Annotated in this window: 18 protein-coding genes and 2 pseudogenes; 10 read left to right on the top strand and 10 right to left on the bottom strand. The window is 57.1% G+C overall.

All coding sequences use genetic code 11. The annotated features are described in order from the left end of the window. The first annotated feature begins 109 nt into the window (after nucleotides 1-109). Both FJ980_RS00745 and FJ980_RS00740 read left to right on the top strand, forming a co-directional pair. The gene (locus FJ980_RS00745) at nucleotides 110-5,119 is read left to right on the top strand and encodes a hypothetical protein (RefSeq protein ID WP_140541057.1); all 5,010 of its coding nucleotides are present in this window, start codon (nucleotides 110-112) and stop codon (nucleotides 5,117-5,119) included. A gap of 49 nt (nucleotides 5,120-5,168) precedes the next feature. Then, the gene (locus FJ980_RS00740; RefSeq protein WP_140541056.1) at nucleotides 5,169-5,750 is read left to right on the top strand and encodes a DUF5675 family protein; all 582 of its coding nucleotides are present in this window, start codon (nucleotides 5,169-5,171) and stop codon (nucleotides 5,748-5,750) included. A 427-nt stretch (nucleotides 5,751-6,177) separates the two neighbouring features. On the opposite strand, the gene FJ980_RS00735 is transcribed toward FJ980_RS00740, so the two are convergent. Next, nucleotides 6,178-6,870 carry a hypothetical protein gene (locus FJ980_RS00735; protein WP_140541055.1) on the bottom strand — a complete coding sequence of 231 codons (693 nt, stop codon included), beginning with the start codon at nucleotides 6,868-6,870 and terminating at the stop codon, nucleotides 6,178-6,180. A gap of 259 nt (nucleotides 6,871-7,129) precedes the next feature. Here FJ980_RS00735 and FJ980_RS00730 point away from each other — a divergent pair. Continuing rightward, nucleotides 7,130-7,333, top strand: a pseudogene (locus FJ980_RS00730) (MucR family transcriptional regulator); the annotation flags it as partial. A gap of 135 nt (nucleotides 7,334-7,468) precedes the next feature. Here FJ980_RS00730 and FJ980_RS34545 read toward each other — a convergent pair. After that, the gene (locus FJ980_RS34545; protein ID WP_181181061.1) at nucleotides 7,469-7,804 is read right to left on the bottom strand and encodes a hypothetical protein; all 336 of its coding nucleotides are present in this window, start codon (nucleotides 7,802-7,804) and stop codon (nucleotides 7,469-7,471) included. A 74-nt stretch (nucleotides 7,805-7,878) separates the two neighbouring features. On the opposite strand from FJ980_RS34545, the gene FJ980_RS00725 reads away from it, so the two are divergent. From FJ980_RS00725 to FJ980_RS00710, 4 genes are all read left to right on the top strand, one after another. After that, nucleotides 7,879-8,469, top strand: coding sequence for a hypothetical protein (locus tag FJ980_RS00725; protein ID WP_140541053.1), 591 nt, complete (start codon nucleotides 7,879-7,881; stop codon nucleotides 8,467-8,469). 29 nt (nucleotides 8,470-8,498) lie between these two features. Next, complete coding sequence (locus tag FJ980_RS00720) at nucleotides 8,499-8,750, top strand: hypothetical protein (RefSeq protein WP_140541051.1); 252 nt, start codon at nucleotides 8,499-8,501, stop codon at nucleotides 8,748-8,750. Nucleotides 8,751-8,755: 5 nt separating this feature from the next. Then, entirely contained in the window at nucleotides 8,756-9,019 is a 264-nt protein-coding gene (locus tag FJ980_RS00715; RefSeq protein WP_348640638.1) for a hypothetical protein, read from the top strand. Nucleotides 9,020-9,165: 146 nt separating this feature from the next. After that, complete coding sequence (locus FJ980_RS00710) at nucleotides 9,166-9,855, top strand: hypothetical protein (protein ID WP_140541049.1); 690 nt, start codon at nucleotides 9,166-9,168, stop codon at nucleotides 9,853-9,855. Nucleotides 9,856-10,002: 147 nt separating this feature from the next. Here the strand turns inward: FJ980_RS00710 and FJ980_RS34540 are convergent, their stop codons facing one another. The 5 genes from FJ980_RS34540 to FJ980_RS00680 all read right to left on the bottom strand — a co-directional run bounded on the left by FJ980_RS34540 (nucleotide 10,003) and on the right by FJ980_RS00680 (nucleotide 13,912). After that, complete coding sequence (locus FJ980_RS34540; RefSeq protein ID WP_181170723.1) at nucleotides 10,003-10,449, bottom strand: hypothetical protein; 447 nt, start codon at nucleotides 10,447-10,449, stop codon at nucleotides 10,003-10,005. A gap of 670 nt (nucleotides 10,450-11,119) precedes the next feature. Continuing rightward, nucleotides 11,120-11,824, bottom strand: coding sequence for an SOS response-associated peptidase (locus FJ980_RS00695; RefSeq protein WP_140541045.1), 705 nt, complete (start codon nucleotides 11,822-11,824; stop codon nucleotides 11,120-11,122). 40 nt (nucleotides 11,825-11,864) lie between these two features. Further along, entirely contained in the window at nucleotides 11,865-12,314 is a 450-nt protein-coding gene (locus FJ980_RS00690; RefSeq protein ID WP_140541043.1) for a hypothetical protein, read from the bottom strand. Nucleotides 12,315-12,316: 2 nt separating this feature from the next. Continuing rightward, nucleotides 12,317-12,697 (bottom strand): KTSC domain-containing protein, encoded by a 381-nt coding sequence (locus FJ980_RS00685; RefSeq protein WP_210241666.1) that lies wholly within the window; start codon nucleotides 12,695-12,697, stop codon nucleotides 12,317-12,319. 45 nt (nucleotides 12,698-12,742) lie between these two features. Beyond that, nucleotides 12,743-13,912, bottom strand: coding sequence for an SH3 domain-containing protein (locus FJ980_RS00680; RefSeq protein ID WP_140541041.1), 1,170 nt, complete (start codon nucleotides 13,910-13,912; stop codon nucleotides 12,743-12,745). Nucleotides 13,913-14,429: 517 nt separating this feature from the next. Between FJ980_RS00680 and FJ980_RS00675 the strand changes: the two genes are divergently transcribed. After that, a complete protein-coding gene (locus tag FJ980_RS00675) occupies nucleotides 14,430-15,206 on the top strand; it encodes a hypothetical protein (protein WP_140541040.1) in 777 nt (258 codons plus the stop codon). Nucleotides 15,207-15,710: 504 nt separating this feature from the next. On the opposite strand, the gene FJ980_RS00670 is transcribed toward FJ980_RS00675, so the two are convergent. The 3 genes from FJ980_RS00670 to FJ980_RS00660 form a co-directional block, all read right to left on the bottom strand. Further along, the gene (locus FJ980_RS00670; RefSeq protein ID WP_140541038.1) at nucleotides 15,711-15,896 is read right to left on the bottom strand and encodes a hypothetical protein; all 186 of its coding nucleotides are present in this window, start codon (nucleotides 15,894-15,896) and stop codon (nucleotides 15,711-15,713) included. Between the two features lie 680 nt (nucleotides 15,897-16,576). Next, nucleotides 16,577-16,816 carry a hypothetical protein gene (locus FJ980_RS00665; protein ID WP_140541036.1) on the bottom strand — a complete coding sequence of 80 codons (240 nt, stop codon included), beginning with the start codon at nucleotides 16,814-16,816 and terminating at the stop codon, nucleotides 16,577-16,579. A 15-nt stretch (nucleotides 16,817-16,831) separates the two neighbouring features. Continuing rightward, on the bottom strand, nucleotides 16,832-17,404 hold the full coding sequence (locus tag FJ980_RS00660) for a Crp/Fnr family transcriptional regulator (RefSeq protein WP_246676261.1): 573 nt from the start codon (nucleotides 17,402-17,404) through the stop codon (nucleotides 16,832-16,834). A 1,066-nt stretch (nucleotides 17,405-18,470) separates the two neighbouring features. On the opposite strand from FJ980_RS00660, the pseudogene FJ980_RS35195 reads away from it, so the two are divergent. Continuing rightward, nucleotides 18,471-19,072: pseudogene (locus tag FJ980_RS35195) on the top strand (recombinase family protein). 1,116 nt (nucleotides 19,073-20,188) lie between these two features. Further along, entirely contained in the window at nucleotides 20,189-20,410 is a 222-nt protein-coding gene (locus FJ980_RS34535; RefSeq protein WP_181170724.1) for an RNA-binding protein, read from the top strand. The last annotated feature ends 170 nt before the right edge of the window (nucleotides 20,411-20,580 follow it).

Genomic DNA, 20,580 nt, shown 5'->3' with positions numbered 1-20,580 from the left:
CAGTTCAGCACCGAAGCCTCCACTCGACGCCGGCCCTACGGGAACATTTGTCTCACTGTCGAGTCGTATAGTCGCAGATGGCTTCGACGCTGAGCGTGCACGCGTTTGCATGCTTCTGCGCCCTTGGGTTGGAAGCAGTTCCCCTTCAGTTGATCTCAGCTCATGGCCATCCGAGATCGGCAAGAATGTTGAGTTCAATGAGGGGACTCTCAGCCTGCGGATTATCCCACTCCCACTGGGTCTTGGGACTCGCAAGGAGGCCGAAGGAAGAATTCGAAAACTTGCGAAGCAAGCTGAGCAAAACGGAAGCATCCGCGCCAGCGCGAAATTGGCCTGGGCGGCACCCACAGACGGGGAGCGGATCGACAGGCTTTGGCGGCGCGTGATGGACCCTGAAGCCTCCGGTTCATCGTTCTGGGATCTACTGGCAAAGACTCTTAGCAACTTACCTTCCGGGGAAAAATGCTCCGCCTACCTGCCAACGCCGCATGGCCCGTCGTCTCTTGTTTTCACTTTGCAGAGGGGACGCTCGGTGTTGGAGGCCATTGCAAGCGCGGATACGCGGTTGGCGATGCGCGGCAATGACCCAACAGAATTGAGCCTTGCCAGGCCCTGGTATCAGGGCGAACCTATGACGCGTGTCGCCAGTCTCTCATCTGACGTTCCGTTATCTATCTCGGACGTCAACTCCCCCGAGAACGAGGAATTTTGGCTTGCACCTTACCGCAAGAGGACGGCGGCGGTGCTCGCCGGAAAAACGCCAAATACTATGTGGCTGGACGCGCGGGCGCTGGCTAAGGCCATACTCGCAGGTGATATCGCGGCAACGAAAGTGCTGGAGAACGTTCACGCGGCTCATCATCTAACGACGCCAAGCGAACAGTCTGCGTCCTACTGTGCGTCGCCCGAGGACGAACTGGCAACCGCCAAGCGCCGATTGGGAGCTCTACTGAGCCTGCCGACCCTACAACGTCTGTTTGGTTTCGCATTCGACCTACTAATCGATACAGACTACCTCAGACAGAATTTGTCGAAAATGGAGACACCGTTCGTGCTCCTGGCTCCCGATCGGGACGATGCAAGTTGGACGTTGGCACGCTTCGACCACGGTTCCGGGTCCGGCCGGATTTTCTGCCCGGCGTCGTGGGAAGAAGTTTTGGGAAATGAGGAGAACGCGTCAATTACGTTCGGCATGCGAAACCTGGCTCTCCGCGACGAAGAAAAGAAGCCCGTTTTCGACATCATTACGATAGACACTGCGCTGGCAAACGAGAGTAGCATCAACAATCAGGCTGCCAAGATCACAAGCACCTCAAAGGGATCCGCACTCGCTCCAATTGAGCATGGACTACCGATCTTACAGAATGGTGGGCTGCGTATCATCGAAGCAAAGGATATCAAAGATGATGCTAAGCCTCCGAGAGATTGCCTTCCCCGAGACATGATCGAAGACGCCAATGCCTTGAAGATAGGCGACCGCTTAATGGTCGGGGTGGAAATTAAAAAAGGACAGATACTCTGGAGGAGTCCTGACTATCGCGTAATTAAATTCTTGGATCCCAAGCCTGAACAGAAAGTCGACGCAGGCTGGATCGAAGAGGAACTCTCCCGCCGCCGCCTGTCGGCAGATGCACGTCGTCGGGTCGAACTGGATGGTGCAATGGCAATGCCTGCCCTCCAAAGGATGGCCGACTCGCCACCCGACGAGCCTGTCACGACGCCGGAGGACCCGGTTACCGCCCGCGCAATAAAGATTATTGAGGATAGCACCGTCGCTCTGTGGGGAAGTGACCCAGGCGGGGTTCCACCGCCGGAAATCGATCAGAAAAGCGGCAAAGTCCTTCGGGAAACGATACTACCCGTTATCGAGGAGCTCGACATCACGCGACACTTCAAGTCGCCAAGTCGTCCTAAGAACGACAATCAACTACTCAGTCCCACGCTGCGCTTCGGTTGGTCTTACTATACGGCATTGGCGCCCGTTTTCGAAGGAGGCGGAAGCATGACGCCTGACGGAGTTGCAAACGTAAGCAAGCTGTCACCTGCCGTGTCATTGCCCGCAGTTCCCGAAGAGCAGTCCAACAAGTTGGGCGGCCGCCGGTTCTTACGCCACGAGCGGATCAATGCTCCGATGTCTTTGGTGCTCGAGAACGACATACAGGTGCTCGGCGATATGAAGCCACCTCAACGGAGTGCCGACATGTATGTTCGCAGCACGATCGACCCCGAACACAGTTTAGCCTCCACGCGACGACTCATTGTTCCACCTCCCGTGCCGCTCCAGTTCGCGATGCTTCACGATGTTCTGCGAAACAGCGGAAGTAACGTCACTGTACCGAAGCAAGGATTACCCGGACTTTCACTGATAGGCAGGAAAGATACCCCTGACGACCCCAAACCCAACCGCGTCCGCGTTGGAGATATCTCTTCCGAGCATCGTTACGTCTATTATCCGGATCCGGCTGCGAGCGTGATGGTCTTTGGCCTTAAGCTACCCGCCGAAGAAGGGTTAGAGAACTCGCCGTTTATTGAGGATCCCATCGCAGTTCCGGTCGGCGCCCGCACTTGGCCAGATAAATCCGTCAACGAACAGCTACCCGCCTGGCCGGATGTGGTGCCGATTCATCTCGAGCTGAAGTCAGTGGATGCTCATCCTGGAGAAAATGATTCACGACTCCGGTTCTTGGGGCGGCGCTGGTTGACGGCCAAGGGAAAAGTTGTCGCCAAAGCCCAGAAAGACGCTGTCCAAGTCCACTGCGTTCAGGTCAGCCTCGCTCGAGGGGAAACCTTAGTACTCCAGGCCTGGTGCGCGCCGACGGTCGGCCAACTTACCGAGTGGTTTGATGCGATCGAATCCGCTGGTCTTCTACTCGTCGCAGAAAGTGACGCGACGGGAGATTTGCACGCCGCGTGCATCGACATCCTCACGAAGCAATTGAAAACGGAGTTTCCAAACGATGTTGACCGATATGGCAAGGCGGCGGCATCTGCTTGCCTCGGCGCTGGCGGCCTGACGGCGCCTCCGCGAGAAACCGTGCAGACCCTTGCTGGCCTCACATACCGGGAGCTGTTGCTGAAACCAAATTCGGTTTTGGCCAGCCCCTTGACGATGCGGGTAACACATGCTGTCGAGGATTGCTTGATAGCCACCCCACAACTTGGCCCCGAAATGGCCATAACGCGGCGCGTCTTTGCTCCGGCCGATGCTGTTAAGACGCCCGATGCAGCCCTGCTTCCGGCTCCGCAAACGCCGGCCAACTTCCTCAACGGCACGCCGCTTTCAGATTGGGGATTGGACAGCATTCAGGAAGGTGCAACAGACACGCTGATCGGAGGCGTGGTCAGGTTCGATCCCGCAAGCACCGGGGGTCTCTTGGTCGAAGCAGTTTCCGCTGCGCCCTTCGACGAATCCCTTGACAATCCGGAGATGGGCCTCACAAGGGAACAGCGCCTTGACGGCAACTTTATACCGAACGAACTGGAAAAAACGAAGCCGTTCGGCTTCATTCTCAATGAGAATGGCACAGTCGACTTTCCTCGCAAGCAAATTACGGTCCTGAAGCTCGACGGCCTACCGTTGCCAAAAGACGGCCGATCGCGCCTGAGTCCTTACCCCCTGCAAGACCTGATGGCTGCCGCGTGGGGAGATGGGCGACAATTTGGCAAAGCATTGCGTGCAGCCTTGCCTGCAGCTTTTCACTGCAGCGGCGCAAGGTACCTGTCAATCAAGACACGTCCCATCAACCGTCATTCCGGTTTGCTGCCTCCGAGAGATCCAAAAGACGTTAAAGCTCCTCCGGAAAGTGCCCCATGTTATATTTGGCTCCCGGCCACCACCAGGCCAGCGCCCCCTGTGATCGATCATGTCAGCGTGGCGCTATCGCATAGATGGATCAAGCCTCTCATCAATACAGACAATTCCTTCACTGTCGGCGTTGAGCAATCCTGCGTCTTGACCATCTGGCATGCGCGCCCGTTCTTCAGTTCAGGCGAGGGAGAAAAGATCGCCCTTGTCTTATGGCCTCCGGGTCTTTTTGCTAGGGGATCGGCGAAAGACGACAATGGCCAGTTACTTTTTCCTACCGGCGATCAATCTGAACCCGAGACGACCCCGGACTTCTACGACGAGGATCTCGGCGCAGGCGGCTCCTACGTTACTCGCTGGGGTGCCGATCCACTTGCCAGCGATGACGTCTCCCAGGCCAAATTTCCAACCGGGCCGCTGATCGACCCGGCACGGCTGTCGTTGGAGGGGACGAATATCCCGCGCGCCTTTATGCCGATACCCATATCCGGCCAGACGTCAGCAACTGCTGCCCCAGACACTAAGCAGCCGGGCTCGGACGGAGATCCGACGCAGGCAGCAGCGGATCAAACTCCGGTCACGTACATGGCGGTGGCGCTCCAGGCTTTTGAACCTCGCTTCGATCCAGTTCAAGAACTCTGGTATGTTAATGTCGCGTTGAACACCGATCCTTTGCCGTTCCCTCGTGTTCGACTGGGATTGGTGCGTTACCAAGCCCACGCTCGAGAGGACGATCTCCCACTCGAAGGATCAGAGCCGGTCCGGCTTCGCGTCTCGACGCCCGTCAAAGAATGGGTCAAGCCGCTCCCTGGACGAAGAGCAACCGTCACTTGTCGCCCGAGGGAAAATGGACGATTCGATATTGCAGTTGCGATTGATGGACCTTCTACCGACCCGGACGCGAAGGAACAAAGCGCGCGACCACGAATGGTTGTTGAAGTCATTCGAAGCCGGACGATGAACGGCATCGCTCAAGAAGAGACCGTAAAAGATATCGACGGCAACTTGGCTGAGTGCGAAGACTGGTCGCCTGGATCGAGCATAGTCGACGGAAATGGCAAGCCGCCGAAAGGCATATACCTTCCTTCTGATGCTGGTTACCATTGGAGCGCACTGTTCACTATCGAGGGTCCACTCGATCATGACGGTTGGTCGCATTCAGTAGTTGTGCGTGAGACCCGTCAGTTGCCGCGGGCGCGCCCTGAAAAAGCGAGGAGCGCCGCAGACACCGGTCCCATCTTCATGGTCCGTATCCCGCTTGAGAGAGAAACTATCTCCGCGTGTGACGAACGAAATGGATATCCCAAACAATGAGGATGATGTCTGCCTCAACGCGTCGGCCTGTCGTCAGAAAGAGGAAAAAATGAAATCCAAGCTTTTTGCGTTATTCGCTTTCGCGATGGTCTCGGTAGTCGCTGGCGGGAGCGCTCGCTCACAAGAGACATGTTCGGGAAACGCTCCTGACGAATTCAAGATTGAGCTGATGAGGCTCGGTACTGATCAGGTAGACGATCACGGGACCATGCGCGCGCGTATATTCGGGGACATCGGGGTAAATAACCAAAATTTCGGTCGCTTCTACGAAAACCCGGAAAAGAAAATTCCGGCTGGAACATACACCGGGGTCCTCCGCTACCAATCTGACCACAATTTTGTGCAGTCGAGTTGTGGGCAAATGTCACGCGAAGGTGATTTTCTTATTGAGGTCGCGAATGTGAAGATGCCAGATGGAAAATCGAGAACTAACATACTCTTTCATCCTGGTGTATTTCCAAGCAATTCGGACGGGTGTATTCTTTTTGGATCTCGAAAGAGAGACGCCAAAGGCAATTTGCTTCCGTTGAAACAGGACGATCCCCTCGTAAAAATCCGGCGCGAGTTCTATGGCACTGACAATCCTATTTCTTGCCCCAATAAGCGCATCACGATCACGATCACTGAATAATGGCCAACGACGACCGCGGAAGCGGCTATGTTCAGCGCCAATCGCGAAGAGCGCTAATGTACTGGCTTTTTTTAAGCAAAGCCGATAAAGAATTGATAGTTATACAATAAATAACGATGAGGTTTCCGTGCCGGACGAGATATCTACTTAGACGTCCCTTTTTATCGAGATAACTGCAGAGATCGTTTCTGCCAACGCAAAAACGCTATCCCAGTCATATTGATCTAGTCGGCCCGACAGGGGATATCGTCTCGGCCTACGTCAGCAAAACCCCCTTGACGGTCGGTCGCAAGAAATCGTGACTACCATCGCGCTTTCTCGACAACAAGGACGTGCTTGAAGGGCCGCTCCCCCACTTTGTGGAGTACTCAGATCTTGTGCAACAGCCCGTCATCACCGAATGCTCTTGTTAGCGGCTGCCCGACTATCAATCCTGCTTCTTGGATGCGGCGAGCAGCCACCCGGCCCAAATCACATTAAAAACCTCGGCCGCCTCGATACCTATTACGTGCGTTGGCGAGAAGCCTTCGGAGCCAGCGGTCCAGCCTTGCACCCAGTAAGTGAGACCCGAGAGCGCCATCAGGTAAGCTATTGGCCGCGGGATCTTTGCCGATAGGGCTACCATTATAGCGAAGAGGACCATCGCGAGGCCTAATGCGAATGCCTCATAGCTTCTTGTTCCCCACTCTAGCCAGCGGACGGCCTCGGCTACTGCAAAGCGCGCAGCCTTCTCGGTCTCGGGAGCATTGACCCAAGCGACCACGGCCTGCTTGAGCGCGACTCCATCGACTGCCAAGACCACCCCATAGAGCGCGAAAGTGACGACTGTCAAAGCGGCGGCAAATCGCCCAGCCCACTTGGCAATCTCATCCTCGACGTCAAGACCAAAGAACAGTGCCAACAGACCTGCTAGCATAACAGCGGTGCAACCAAACTGGGCTATATGGACGACAGTCCACGCGCCGCTTGCGGCATAACTCTGGAAGATGACTGGATGGTTGTTGGCATCGCCGCCGGTATGAAACAGCGTGATAATCACGTAGAGAGTTTGCCCCACCAGGAGCAACCAAGCCGAAAGACGCAGCGTCGGTCGCCGATCAAGTTTCGTGTTGTTTTCCACGACGGCCCTCCCCTCGAACATTGCGGCACCTTTCGAGGTGCCCGCGCCTTGCTCAGAGAGTCAAGAGAAAAGTCGGATTGATGCTGATGCTGGCATTCTGGCACTCGGAGGCGTGTGCTCGCTGCCCGTTCACTTATAGAGAGGGGAAGCCGATGATCTGGCGGCGCGCCGAGGTGTTCTGCAGGGGATTGGATTTGTCGAAAGCGGCCGCAGGTTGACGGACACGCGCTGGACGAAAATACCGTAAATGCAACCTGGCGAGAAATGGGGTTTGGCGCGCGACTATCCGATGGTGGCTCCAAATTATGCCGCGCAACGGTCAGAGCTTGCTAAGGCGAGCGGGCGCGGCGGCCAGTCGGCGGCAAAGCCGGCAACGATCATTGGCAAAAGCGCGCGGCCCGCCGACCCCCGATCCCTGACCGTTTTGCTCGGGCTCCGACGTGATCCCGTTGCTGACAGCTGAGAGGCGAGTGGTGAAGAGATGCGAGGACTGCGGCCCGTCCGGACCGGTCTGCGCTGACGAACTGAACGCTGCTAGACGCTGGAATCCTCGTCCCGCTGCGCTCGAACAGGATTGGGACTGGCAGCGCGGGGGAAGTCACTCATCGCGCCAAATCACACGCTTCTCCCATCGAATTTGCACCAGGCGCCGATAGCGGATCGTGTGGGCCTGCTCGCCGGTCGCGTGGAATAGCAGCGCGCTTATCCATTCCCGGCTGCCACACTTCTGGCAGCGAGCCTTGTCCCTCACCTCATCGATCGTGACGTTGCCGATGACTTCCCTCAGCTCGAGCGGCTTATAGTAGCGCGTGATGTTGCATTTGCCGCAGTGGATGCCGGCCACCTGCCCCGCGTCGTGAGCATGCGTCAAAGTCCAGCGGGCGCCTCTTGGCCACTTCTCGGGTTGCTGCGGCATACCCCGAATTGAGAACATATTCCTATCCAGTCAAGGGTGCCTTGACAACTTTGTTCCTATTTTGTTCACTGTAGGCCATAAGGAGGCCGATCATGGATATTACAATGCACGCCAGGGGAGCCACCCCTGACGAAAAACAGCGCGGTCTCGCCGCAGCACGGGCCGTGATCGAGCAATCTGGATTGACGGCCGAGGAAGCGGCGGAAGGCTCATTCGCAGTCGAAGGCTGGGATGAAATGGGTTTCCCGCCTGATCAAGAGCCATCGGAAGACGAATATGCCGCCGCTGACGTTTGGTGGGCGGCTAGCAATGCCGCAATCAAGGCGTGTTGCGAAGGGTGGCCGGACGAGAAGCGCATGCAGGTCAATGGCCTGCAGTTGCTGCATAATCCGGATGTGCAGCTCGCCGACCGCACCACTGCACTCCGCCGGATGCGGGTCATCATCCAGGCCGAAGACGGCAAGCACGAATATCATGACGATAGGGTCTTCTTGCTTGCTCTCGCCGCCACTGCCGAGGTTCCGGATAGTTCGGAAGCGCAGCAACTCGTCAGCGCCGTAACGGTTGCCTATACGTCTCTGTCGCTCGCAGGGTTCCACCCAGATGAGCCTATCGAGCCAAAGCGCCAGGCAGTGCTCGACGCGATCGACGCTCTTGAGGCGGGATCGGCGCCGCTCGACTGAGAAAGGCCATCGGATGTCCACGCACGCACGTGCTTCCGGAGCAGAGAAAGCCGAAGCTGATTGTTGTGGTCGCATTCGACCGCGGCGACGATGGCGAGCTGTTTCTTATGTACGGCCCGGCGGATCAGCAAAGTGAAGAGCGGGCGATCCGAACCGCCAAAGCACTGGTTGGGAAACACGTTGGGGTCATCGCGTGGAGCCGGGATGCCGATCCGGTGCTCGGGGACTACGGGCCGCCGAACACGCTATTTGTTAGCGGCGACGTACCCGACATGGAGTGAAACCTATGTCCCGCCACCAATTCGTGCAGGAACTTGAAAAACGCGTCACGGGCCGATTTGCAGGTGATGCTCCGCCGTGCGGCGCTCCTGCTGCGGAAGGTTGGCGGGCTGAGCCTGGAGCGCGCATCCTCGCCGGGCTTGCGGCGGAGATGGGCAAGGGGAATCTCGATCTGGTCGAGACGATCCTGGACGATTGGCTGGTGGCAAATGCCTATCTGCCAGTGCCGCATGCTTTGGATGAGGAAAGTGCCACGAAGGGCAGCACATAGGTACGTGCGGTCTTGTCGGGGCTTCCCGGCTGAAAAAAATCGATCTACTCCCCGGTTAAATTTCAAGGCGTTCTAGGGCTCGATTGCTTTCACCTGTTCAGGTTCGACGTATTGCGCTAGATTAGCTTCCTCTTAAGGAGGGGAAAATGAACGAAGCTATACAGCCCACCCCACATGCACATCATGCTCCGCAGCAATGGGAAAAGGTCGCGATATTTGCGTTCGGGGTTGTTTTCATCGCCATCATGTTGGCGATTGCGATTTGGATGCCAGAACCTGCCCCTTTCCCTCGCCTGGTTTTTGGGTTGGTTTGTTCCCTGTGTGCTGGCGCAATTGCAACGCTCATCCCAGGTCAGTTCGGGTTGTCTTTGCCGCTTGGCGTACGAGCTGTTGGTGGAATCGCGGTGTTCGGCTTCGTTTTTATGGCGTTTCAGAACTTGGCGGGCGGCCCCATCCCCGATCACAAGGGACGTTTTCCAAAGGGCATAGACACTGGGTGGATTTTTGCCGGATACATCGATGCGGCATCTGGGAAGTACAAGGGCGACCATTATGCGGCGCCGGTCAACTCATCTGTTTCGGATCCCGTTTTTGAGAAAGGCGACAAGATCAATGTCTTGGCGAACAGGGAACTGATTATCAAAGACTACAAATCGGCTAGCGCCCAGCCTTTTGCCTCTCCGACAACGATTCCTGGGGGAGTTCTCCGGCAAGTAGACCGCACCTCCATTTCGATTGAAAAAGGAACGAACTGGGTCGTAATGGATGTAGTGCGAGCCGGTTTCGTTGGGAACGATCAAATGGCAACCTGGCTTCGGATAGGCGAAATTCCATAGGCCGCTAAATTGCCGGAAGCCCTAGTGCCTTTCGCGCTTGGGCGGCTTCTGCAATCCCCCCCATCGCAACGAACTTGTCCGCGACGGCCTGGAGGGCAGCCTCCTGGCGGCCGTCGAGCCTGACAATGTGGTCCATTTCATTGACTCCTAATCGCCCATACCAACATCGAACAAAAACGGAACGAAAATGTCAATATGGGTGAATTGACTCTTTGAGGAATAGCTTCCTATCGGTTGGCCATGCCGGAGCCCAGCAGCCGAACCCGCCGCGTCGTTCAGACGCTCAGCCGTGCCCACGACATCGGGCAGCTGATCCGCGTCCGTTGCATCAACTGCAACATCACGCGCCACTATCTGCCGGGGGACCTCCTCAAGCTCGTGGGGGACCTTCCGTTCTGGGATGTCGAAAGGCACTTGCGGTGTGAGCGATGCAAGCGGCGGGAGTTTGATGTGGACATCCTGCTCCCCAGCGCTGCCCAGGTTGTGAAGATACGCGTGAGGCGGCTTGTCGGGGTCCGTATGGTTCGGCGCGTGATCTGGGAAGACGACTAGCGCACCTGAATTTTCAACACGGGCCGGTCCTTCCTTCGGCAATTGAGGGCTCCACGGTCACGTTTTCGATGGAGGACATCGGCACCGGCAAATCACCACCGAAGTTCTGTCGAACCCCGCCCCCGTAATGGCAACCGTCGCGAGCGAGCGAAGGGGTTTCGGTATGCAGGTCGGCCCCGTTTTGTCCGAGAAACTTGATGGTCACGTATTGCGATCCCTTCCACGAGCCACCGCTTCCCGTATAGAGCCACGTGGCCGTCCAACGGCCATTGGGGTGCGCGGCATCTGGAGGAATTAGTGAAACGTGGATGTCCCACATGTGACCGGACTTGCCGTCACCTTGCCTAGTATCCCGTTCAGCAAAATCAAAAACCCGTGGCTGCGGGGCACGGGAGTGGGCGGAGCTGGGGTTGGCGGACTAGGGGTTGGAGCTGGAGGGCTTGGGCTTGGAGTTGGAGGGGTTGGGTTTGGCACAGAAGCTGGGCTGTGCTGCACAAGATAAATAACCGCAACAACTCCTAGCACACAAAGAACCAATCCGGTGCCACCACTGGCTTCAGCACCAAAGATTTTTACCTTTGCGTCGCCACGATTAACGCCATTCGAGATCAGGACGGCACCTAACAGAACAATAGCTGTAGCTACCAACAGTGCAAGATACCACCCGATCATGGTTCGCTCCCCCCAATACTACAAAACGAAAGCACCGCGGTTATAGCAGCGATAACTGAGATTTGCGACTTAACTGAACTTTGATCTGTGTGGCCGGCTTCTCGACGATCACCAAGGCATCGTGTGGGGCCGTCCGTTGCATGTGTCGCGCTTCGGACCATGGGGCCGTCAACCAGGTTTCCACCTCCTCCCGCGTGGTGAGGATCACGGGCATGGCCTTCTCATGGATCGGCGCAATCAGGGCGTTGGGCTTGGTCGTGAGGAAGCCGTAAAGCTCGAAGTCGCCCGGCCCATCCTTGACCCTGCGGACACCCCGCCAGCGCGTCCATATGCCCGCGAAGAAGAACAGCGGCCGGTCCTCGCCCCGTGCAAACCAGTAGTTCCGCTGTATGCCCGTCTCCGGGTCCTTATCGTTGGGCGTAGGGCTCGGCTCCGCGAAGCTCGTGACGGGCACCACACAGCGGTTCTGCACGCCAACGTATTGCTGCCAGTGCCCATACTGCGGATTGCGAATGTTGGTGGTGCCATAGTGCGCCTTGCCCTTCACCCGCTCTGCCGGCGTAGGCATACCCCAGAGCAGCTTGGCAAGCTCACGCTGGCCATCGGAAGCATTGCGGACCACAGCGCCGGGCATGTTGGGGTAGACATCCAGCGACGGCTCAAGGTTGCCCATGATGTCCCGCATGGCGCGGGTCCACTCGCGGATGGCGTCTTGGGTGGTGGTGATGTTGTAGAGGTTGCACATGTGGGCGAATGTGCACTAGCGCCGGAACTTTGGGCAAGCCTTACATGTGGCAGCCCTTGGAACTGAGCCAAGGCAGAAGATCGCCGTACGCCCATATTAGCGTTCCAATAGCAGCTAGGAGTGGGAGGAGAAATAGCGGGTTCCAAATGTGGATTCGCTCCACCTCCCCGCCACTCAACAACCCTGTTTTAGGCTCATGCCACTCCCGCACCGCATACAAGGCCGCAGCGGTAAAAGTTATGATCCCACCACCCCGGGCGAAATTGACTCCGCACTCGGAACCAACCGCCCAGATGAAATGCACCACCGCAACCAGGATGCTAATTGCCAATGCCAACCTCGAAGCCAAATAGTTCACAGCCTTTCTTCGCATCCAGGGATCGGCCCGGGCCGAATGTCGCAGAACGCGCCACGAGAGCTGTAACGTGAATATCTCGTCGTGCTTGATGCCTAAATATTCAATTGGTTTTTCGGGCTTGTCGTTGGTCATTTTCAGAATTCCGGCACCGGCTTGTCCCGGCAGCCAAACTTGCCGCCAGTCCCCGAGTCCTTGATGCTCGAATCGTAGAAGCGCCCCTTGGACTCTGCGGCGAACAGTGCGTCCACCGTGCCCTGGTCAATCTCGCAGTAGTGATACCAAGTCTGCTTGAGGCGGATGAGCATGTAGGAGTACTCGGGGTTGTAGCAGACGCGCTTGAGCACGCTGCTATCTAGCTCCCCAGTGCATTGGAACTTGGCGAGGTGCACCGGCCCGCGATACTTCACATCAACCGTCTCGGCGTGCAGCAACCCCGAGGCGGCCAGCAGCGCGACCCCAGCGATTGCTGCGCGGGACTTCATGCCCGCAAAGGGTGCGAGGAGGCGATGGAACATTCCACACGCCGCTCTCATGGATGACTCCTGACGATTGGCGGCCGCCTACTGGCAGCATACCTTGCGAACATAGGTGTTTCCGAAAGTCGAATAGGAGTCACTAGGGATCGCGCCCCGCGCTTTCATCTCGCCGACCAAGGTGCTCGCCATGGGCTCGTCGTAGGTATTGTCGAGCGTTATCGCGAACCACCCGTTGGTAGCCAGATAGGCGGAGACTGGTATGGACGACGTTCGGACATAGGCCTCGGCCTCGGCGTAGTTGTCGAAGCTCTTGACCTGTATGTGGCGTCGTCCGAAAGGCCCGCTGTCGTATTGATCGACATGGACCCAGGTGTCGTGCATGTAGCCGACCTGGTTCCCGGCCTGGACTCGATACCACCGGCCGCTACTGCCCAGGATCGCCACCGGGCTGCCATTTCGCAGCACCGCGACATTAGTGGACTTTCCCTCCGGGAGCGCCTTAAGCGGCGCAGAGCCCCTCGGGTGCCCTATCCGGCCAGAATGAGCCTCAGGAACCACCAGCGAGGGATTAGCTGGAGGCGGTGGTGTGGTGATTGGGGTCGGCGGTGGGGGCTGAGATGGCGGCATCGAGGATGGCGGCGCATTTGCAACTGTGGCTTGGCCCGCGCCTGGGGTGAAAGTGACCACCTTGTACTTCGCCATCTCGCTCATGGAGAGATACCGGATGTCGTTGCTATCGTATTGCAGGGAGAGCTGGAGCAGCGCGGGGTCCACACCCATTTCGATCATGTAGGTGATGACGTCGGCCGTGATTTGCTGGACAGCGGAGACCGCCTCTTGCGTGGTGAAGGGAACGTCGCCCTGAAACGATGACTTGTGGACGCCTATCGAGCCCGCCTCGGCAAAACGTATCACGCCGCCAAGGAAGGCCAACGAGCAAGCTGACTCGCACTCAGAGGCTCTAAACTGTGCGGTCGCCAGGCCCAGCCGTCTAATGAGCCGACCCAGGTCCATAGCTTTCTGGATGTTGCCGCCGGGGGAATGAAACGTAACCGCCGTCGAGGCGCTGGAATGCACCAGTGCCTCAAAGACCGACAAGTCGTCCTGATAGGCAAAATCCCCTGATACCAAAATGTAGCGGAGCCCGCCGTCAGTCTGTCCCGCCTGGAACTGTAACCCAGCATGGGCGGACGAAGCAGCTAGCAGAGTCGATACGCTGCACAACACAACTAGGATCGAGAAAACGCGAAACATGGCCCCAAGCACCCCTGATCGAAGTCTAGCGTTGGCGAGCCGAAGTTGTCGAATCCTTGTTGCGAAAATTATGAATTTCGGCGTGGACTCTATTGTCAGAGGAGGACGAATCGATGGGCGAAGCAAAGCAGCGAAAAACATTCTCCCAGCGGATCAGAGGACCAGCCGTTCTGCATATTCTGCGGCGGAAGCACGCCAAGTGAGACGGTGGAGCACTACCCGCCTCGCAGCATCTTCGATGGCAAGCATCGGCCCAAAGGCATGGAGTTCGGGGCATGCAAGGAGTGCAACGAGGCGTCGCGCGAGGCCGATCTGGTGGCGGCCACCCTTAGCCGCATGATGCCGAACCCAAAGACTTCGACCGGGCGGGAGGAGATGTTGCGATAGTCCTCCCTCCCGCCCGTCTCGTGATCCGCGCCCCGTTTCCGCAGCTCCGCATCTGTTATTGTGTCTTACTTGGAAATACAGCGCGCCATCGTTATCTTACAGTGGGTGCTGCCATGGGTGGGGATGTCTGATGGACGAGTTCCAAGAGTTTCTTGATGAGTATGACGATCTCGCTCAGCGTCTGATCGGATCGCGGTATCAGGAGTTTCCGGCTGTCGCGCAGCGGTTCCTGCAATTGTTGCAACGCGCCCCAGAGCCATCAGCATCGAGGCTCACATGGCTTCGCGGCCTGATGCCTATCGAGCGCGTCGAGGCAGAGGTTCTCAAGGAACCAACCGGAATGGTTGGGTCCGGGCGAATGGTCTGGCCAAAGGACTTCGAACAAGCTCTGAGCGGACAGCTGAATCTTTTAGCGTCATTTACCGGCGACGAGAACGCGGCTTGGCAGTTCGCTCACAACTATTTCTATAGCCGCTCCAACAACATCAATGACACTCTCCACGAGATGACGGAGCACCTTTACGACCCGATGATCCGGGATCTGCGGCGCTACCTTCAGCGAAATAAGGACAAGCCGATCGACGTAACTCAAGTGCCGGCATCTGACCGGATTGTGCATCTCGATCACAACAAGCCCGAATACACAGCCACGCTCGAAGCGATAGAAGCCGCTCATGACGCTGCGCTGGCTTCCAACGAAATAGATCCAGACGACCGCGACCGAGTGAAGTTCGAACTTGATGCGGGCATTCTGCTGATTAAGGCTTCGTCCGTTCGGCTGGCCGCGATCGAGGCGGTGCTTATTCACGCTCTGAAGTGGCTCGTTGCTGGCTTCGCGGGCAATGCGCTAGCCCATGTGGCTGAGCAAGCACTGCAGGCCGTTCTTAAACTCTTAGCTATCAGCTAACCGGGCTGACAGTTCGCCAGCAGGCCTTCGAAGTCGTCCAGGCATTTGCGTTGGCATTCTCGCGCAGCTCGTCCGTCGCCTGCTGCCTCTTGGTTTGGCGATACGCGGCACCGATCGTTCCAAGAAACCCTCCTGCAACTGTTTTAGTGTGAAATTAGTCTTTCACATTGAAGTGTCACTCTTGACAGTAGCTCTTTAGGTACGATGGATCGCTGCTTGCCGTCATCCATCATTGGTTGGATCGTCGATACGGACCGAAATATTGTCCTAGTGCGTCAATCTGTGGGACGGCTAAAGACCGCTGCGCAGCGGAGTCTGGGTGCCAAGCGAGGTAGTTGTTGGCAGCCATTGCCGGAAGCCTCACCACTAAGAGAGGTGTGGGTTTGGTTCGGTTTTGACTGCCACCTTGGCCCCCGCAACGCTTCTTCTAGGGGACTGGCGGCGAAGTGGCTTTGCGCTGAATCAATTTTTTGATGGTGAGATAGGAACTCCGTCGTCAGCGCGTCAATCCTCGACAGGTGGTCCGGCGAGCTCAGCCCCTGCCCCAGCCTGAATGAGCTTCGCCTCTCGCATAAGGGAGTTCCAGTTCCAGCCGATCAGGAGGGCAAGTTCGTGCGCTTGCGTCTCCGTGATGCCGGTCTCCTGAACGAGCTTTTGGACGAGCGGTATCGTCTGGTTTTCGTCTGACATGGCTGGATCTCTCTACCCCCAGCGGCCGTAACTTCCGAATTTGGGATTCGGTTCCATAAAAGTTGAGGTAAAGAAAAAAGCTCGACAGGAGGCTGCCGGGCTTAGAGCCTGGGCATTTGAAGCGGCGTGAACTAAACGCAGGGGCGTTGGGGTGCCGCTGCAACGGGTATGATTTGGTCATATCGGCAAGATCGCGTCAGTCCGCATGGGAGGAAATGCAGTGGCGCAATCCAGCCCCTACGAACTTGCGTCATCTGTTTCCTCGTCCCGCCGATCCAGCGCCGCTAACAAGTCAGTGAAAGATGTCGGCAGAGTCGGTCCGACGTCCAAGCTTAGCTGCTCGCGCAAATTTCGACGGTAGTCTTCCGAAGTGATCAACTGCCGGAAAGCTTGGGCAGACTCGTTAAGGATGGACATTGAGCAGGGCATCCAATCGGGGCCCTAAGATAGGAACTCGCCCGGAAGGGAATCGTTCCGAGACCGCCGGTGAGAACCAGAGGGTTCCTGGGTGCGCATCTATTCGTGCATGTCGAAGGCGACGAACCGGCCCAACAATATCGTCTCATGCATTACGCATTCGGTGAGTTGGCAATCGCTCTCGGTGAGATCGGGATCGAGTTCGCACGGCACGTGAGCTGGACAGGCGGGGTGACCGCGATCAGTCCCGAAATCCCTAGCCTTCATTGAGCGCTCGGTTGCGCATGCAGAGATAGGCTCAACTTTGCCAGCTTTTCTCCATGCTCGTTGCGGATTTCGATGAACAACTCCTGGCCATTGAGGTCCTTAAGGAATTCTCTCGTCAGGTCTACCAGACCTTCTATGGCCTGATGACGCGCGCTCCCGATCCCATCGCATTCGATGCCTACCTCATCCTTGAGGACAACGTCGCGATCACCGCTATCAAAGAAGTATCTCGCCATCGCACCAGCTCGCCATCAGAATGTTGTTGCGGTCCTTTGATGCAAGTAGGTGGCGTCAAAATCTCCGGCTCGGACGAGCCCGGCCCAATCAACAGCATGAAATCGGGTGCCCTCGGTAAATATCAGCCCGTTGCGTCGCAGCTCCTGAAGCACTCGGTTCACGTGGACAGTCGACAGGCCCAACGCGTCGGCAAGGGCCGCCTGCGTGACCGGGAGATTGGCTACATGATCTTTGATAACCCCCATCGAGTGAAGGCGAACGATCAGTTCGCACAATATGTGAGCCATACGGGTATAGGCGTCGCGCCTTCCAACGTTGGTAACCCATTCTCGGTATATTGCTGCGTCGATCAGCGTCGAGCGCCAAAATATAGCGGCTATGGAGGCATGTCGGTCGCAGATGGCTCGCATGGCATCATGCCGCATGAAGCCCAGACTGGCGCGCGCGAGCGATGAAAAGGTGCAGTCCAGAACCGAGAGATGCATACCGTGCAGATCGGGAATATCTCCCGGAACAAAGAAGGACGTGATCTGCCGTTTGCCGTCGCCGGTAAGCTTGGTCGATCCCACCAAGCCCTCCAAGACCACAAATGAATGGGTGGGTCGCTCGCCCTCGCGTACAATATCCTCGTTTGCACGACACTCCCTCTTTGAAAGCGGAATGCCTTCTAAAATAGCTATATCTGACTGGGTCAAATCGGAGATGTTCTGAAGCTTACGGATCAAAACGTTCGGGGAAAGGACATGTGCCAAGTTGGGTGACCGGGTTGAGTTGCGTACCGAACCGGGATCAGGCGCTAATGTTCCATTTTGGCGGGCGGCTTTGCTGCCAAGCGCGAGCTTCGCGAGATGTCTTACGAGCGCAGTCTGGGCGGCCTCGGCTTGTTGGTGATGGCTTTGGCCTCTCGGACGAGCGAAGACCAATTCGTGCCGAGTAGTGACACCAACTCTCGCGCTTGTTGCCTCGGTAATGCCGGTTTCTTCCAGAAGCCTCTGCACGAGGTCGCGGCCCGAGGTAATCGGCTTAAGCGTAGCTCCCAGGAGGCGTGACCCCAAACCGGTTCAACGATACCTTTGATATTCGTTCCGCTCTATGCCGTTGATAAAGGGGGCTTGCTGCACAATTCCAAGCGCCTGATTGGCTTTTGTGAAGCGGGCGACCAGATGAGACTGTTTTTATTTGCCCCGATGTCTACCCGGGGTGCCGCTCAAGGGCCGATTGGACAGCGGGGCTGAACGACGTCAGTAAATTTCCACCGCAATGATCAGGATGATACCGATAACCGCCAAGGCCATGACCGTGATCATTGCGGCTTCAAATAGGTCGCCGCCGTTTCTTACGTGGTTTGTCATGCTCCGACCCGCGCGTCCGCCCAATCTCTTTCTAAGCCGAGTGCTAAGCCGAAATCAGTTCCTGCGGAATCACAATTGTTAGCAGTAGCTAAAAATGATTCGAAGTGGCTGAGGTGTTGAAGCCGGACCGTTAGAGAGACGAGCAGCGAGGACGGGAAATAAGCCCGCCTCGGATCGGGCAGGCCTCGTCCATGTGCAGCTGCAAGGAGCTACACGCGAGTATTCATCGCCGAAGAGGTCACTTGACACTGACTATTTGCGACAGGATAGCGTGAGCCTTTCGACCGTGAGGTGACAGGCTGTGGCTCGCATTGGTTACGCTCGCGTCAGCACGGTTGATCAGGACCTCGAAACGCAACTCGCCAAGCTAAAAGCTGAAGGTGCGAGGTCATTCGGTCAGAGAAGGTGTCGGGCGGCAGCGGCGACGGTCGCGCCGAACTGGCAACCGTTCTAGAGTTCCTCCGCCCCGGAGATGAATTGATGGTGACGCGCCTAGACCGGCTTGGCCGCGACACGCGTGACGTCCTCAACCTGATTTACGAATGCGAGCAGAAGGGCGCGTTCGTGACCGTGCTAGACCCGCACGTGTCAACGCGGGTAGAAATGGGTCATATCGTGCTTACCGTGCTTGGTATGGTCGCTCAGATGGAGCGTCGGTTCATCAAAGAACGACAGCGCGAGTAGGCAAAACGTGACGGCGTCTACAAGGGTGGGACGCCGCGGCTGGATAGAAGCCGTGTTATGGCCCTCCACGCCGACCGCCTTGGCCCGGCTGGTATTGCTAAGGTTATGGCTTGCTCCAGTGCAGGGATACCGCCTCATTCCGTCGCACCACGTTGCCCGGCCCTAGTGCTGATCTCGTCAACGAAGGCAGTTTTGGCCTCACCGGGAATTACGCACTGAATCCGGAGCTGCATCAGCTCGCTGCCGGTGATATCCCGGATTGTGCACACCACATCGCGGCCCTTTCCACCTTTTACCAGCCTGCGAGCTACCTCGAAGGCCCTCTCCTTGGCTTCCAAGAAGCCAGGAGGTAGGTCCCTCGCGCATCGTGGTAGACATCGCCGCGGGGGGACAGATCAAAGAAAAATCTGGACATGACGCCGCGGGTGACTGGCGGGCATTCGTGATCTGACGATGAACGGACGGAGGGAAATTCAGTAAATCCCTGGGACAATGACGAGTATGATTGCGATCGCCGCTAGGGTCATGACCGAGACCATGGCGGCCTCAAACGGGCCGACGCCATTTCTCACGAAATTCATGGTGCCTCCCCGCATGCCACTATGTTTTTTGCATCGTGGTTTGCCTGCATGGACAGAATGGATTTGATCCTGCTCCAACCTCCTCTCGGCCGGAACAGGAACTTCGCGGCATTAGATCGGAAAAAAACCAATGAGACTATCATAGGTAATCGCGTGCCGTGCCTGACGTAGCGTAAACGCCGGATCAACGAGCTTTTTTGGGAGCGGGCGTCATGCTGTATCCAGGTCGGTTTTTGGAGGCGAGCGAAATCGAGATGCTAGCTCGAGTTCTTCGGGCGATCTGCGCTGAGCGCGGCATTTTATCCGCCTCTGAACAAGGGGAACGCTTAGCTTCCCATTTGCTCAAGCTTTTTATGAACGGCTTGACTGGGGAGCACGAGTTGCTTGACGCCGAGAGGAACCGGGCTCGACGGCACTACGAGCCGCTCCAGCGGCTTTCTGGCGGTCACGCGTGGACGAGGGAGGCCGCGTGAAATCGAGGTGGGTCATTCAACCCGCTGGGTCTTAGCGCAACGCTGAAAGGCTCAGTACGCCACGAGATCGATGCCGCGGTCGCTAGAGCCGCGGGGCGCAACAAGCCAAGTGCACTCGGGTCCAGATTTGGAGCGGTTCCGATAGGCGGCAGAAGGGCCACATATTGCCGTCGTGCGATCCCATTGCTCGTTATGCGATTACTATCGCCCAATTCAGGGTTGGCACTGAGCGCCATCATCTACGGTTCGGTTTTGCTCAGGTGCGGGGGGACAGAAGCGCAATGGCCTTCAAAAAATACAGGGGGATATACACGCCTTCGGATATCGACCTTCTTCAGAGGGTGTTCGACCGATTGTGCAGCGAGCGACGTCTGGCCCTCAAAGATGAGGAGCAGAGGGATTACCTTGCCTGCGAGGTCATCGCAGCTTTCGATAGTGGAGTCGCCGACGAAACAGAATTGTGGAGATCGCTTTCAAGGCTCCGTGTTGCCAAGAACGCTTAGTGCCGGGTCTGTCCATATCTCGTGGCAAGGGATTAAATGTGCCGGTGATCTGACGCTTGTCGCGTCGCCAACCTTGCGAACTATCGAAGACGTCCCGAGTTCCAAATCGGCAATTCGCGAAATTCCAGTAGGATGCCCTTATCCTTTGTTTTTTAGAATGCACCAAATCT

Source organism: Mesorhizobium sp. B1-1-5, from assembly GCF_006443065.1.
GTDB lineage: Bacteria > Pseudomonadota > Alphaproteobacteria > Rhizobiales > Rhizobiaceae > Mesorhizobium.
The sequence above is the reverse complement of the archived record's forward strand: the minus strand, read 5'-3'. Positions and strand labels throughout refer to the sequence as shown.

Excerpts from the sequence above, each read along its gene's own strand:
- FJ980_RS34545 (WP_181181061.1), bottom strand. The coding sequence starts at position 7,804 with ATGTTCTCAATTCGGGGTATGCCGCAGCAACCCGAGAAGTGGCCAAGA.
- FJ980_RS00715 (WP_348640638.1), top strand. The coding sequence starts at position 8,756 with ATGTCCCGCCACCAATTCGTGCAGGAACTTGAAAAACGCGTCACGGGC.
- FJ980_RS00725 (WP_140541053.1), top strand. The coding sequence starts at position 7,879 with ATGGATATTACAATGCACGCCAGGGGAGCCACCCCTGACGAAAAACAG.
- FJ980_RS00675 (WP_140541040.1), top strand. The coding sequence starts at position 14,430 with ATGGACGAGTTCCAAGAGTTTCTTGATGAGTATGACGATCTCGCTCAG.
- FJ980_RS00710 (WP_140541049.1), top strand. The coding sequence starts at position 9,166 with ATGAACGAAGCTATACAGCCCACCCCACATGCACATCATGCTCCGCAG.
- FJ980_RS00740 (WP_140541056.1), top strand. The coding sequence starts at position 5,169 with ATGAAATCCAAGCTTTTTGCGTTATTCGCTTTCGCGATGGTCTCGGTA.
- FJ980_RS34535 (WP_181170724.1), top strand. The coding sequence starts at position 20,189 with ATGGCCTTCAAAAAATACAGGGGGATATACACGCCTTCGGATATCGAC.
- FJ980_RS00695 (WP_140541045.1), bottom strand. The coding sequence starts at position 11,824 with ATGTGCAACCTCTACAACATCACCACCACCCAAGACGCCATCCGCGAG.
- FJ980_RS00670 (WP_140541038.1), bottom strand. The coding sequence starts at position 15,896 with ATGTCAGACGAAAACCAGACGATACCGCTCGTCCAAAAGCTCGTTCAG.
- FJ980_RS00665 (WP_140541036.1), bottom strand. The coding sequence starts at position 16,816 with ATGGCGAGATACTTCTTTGATAGCGGTGATCGCGACGTTGTCCTCAAG.
- FJ980_RS00680 (WP_140541041.1), bottom strand. The coding sequence starts at position 13,912 with ATGTTTCGCGTTTTCTCGATCCTAGTTGTGTTGTGCAGCGTATCGACT.
- FJ980_RS00690 (WP_140541043.1), bottom strand. The coding sequence starts at position 12,314 with ATGACCAACGACAAGCCCGAAAAACCAATTGAATATTTAGGCATCAAG.
- FJ980_RS00745 (WP_140541057.1), top strand. The coding sequence starts at position 110 with ATGCTTCTGCGCCCTTGGGTTGGAAGCAGTTCCCCTTCAGTTGATCTC.
- FJ980_RS00685 (WP_210241666.1), bottom strand. The coding sequence starts at position 12,697 with ATGTTCCATCGCCTCCTCGCACCCTTTGCGGGCATGAAGTCCCGCGCA.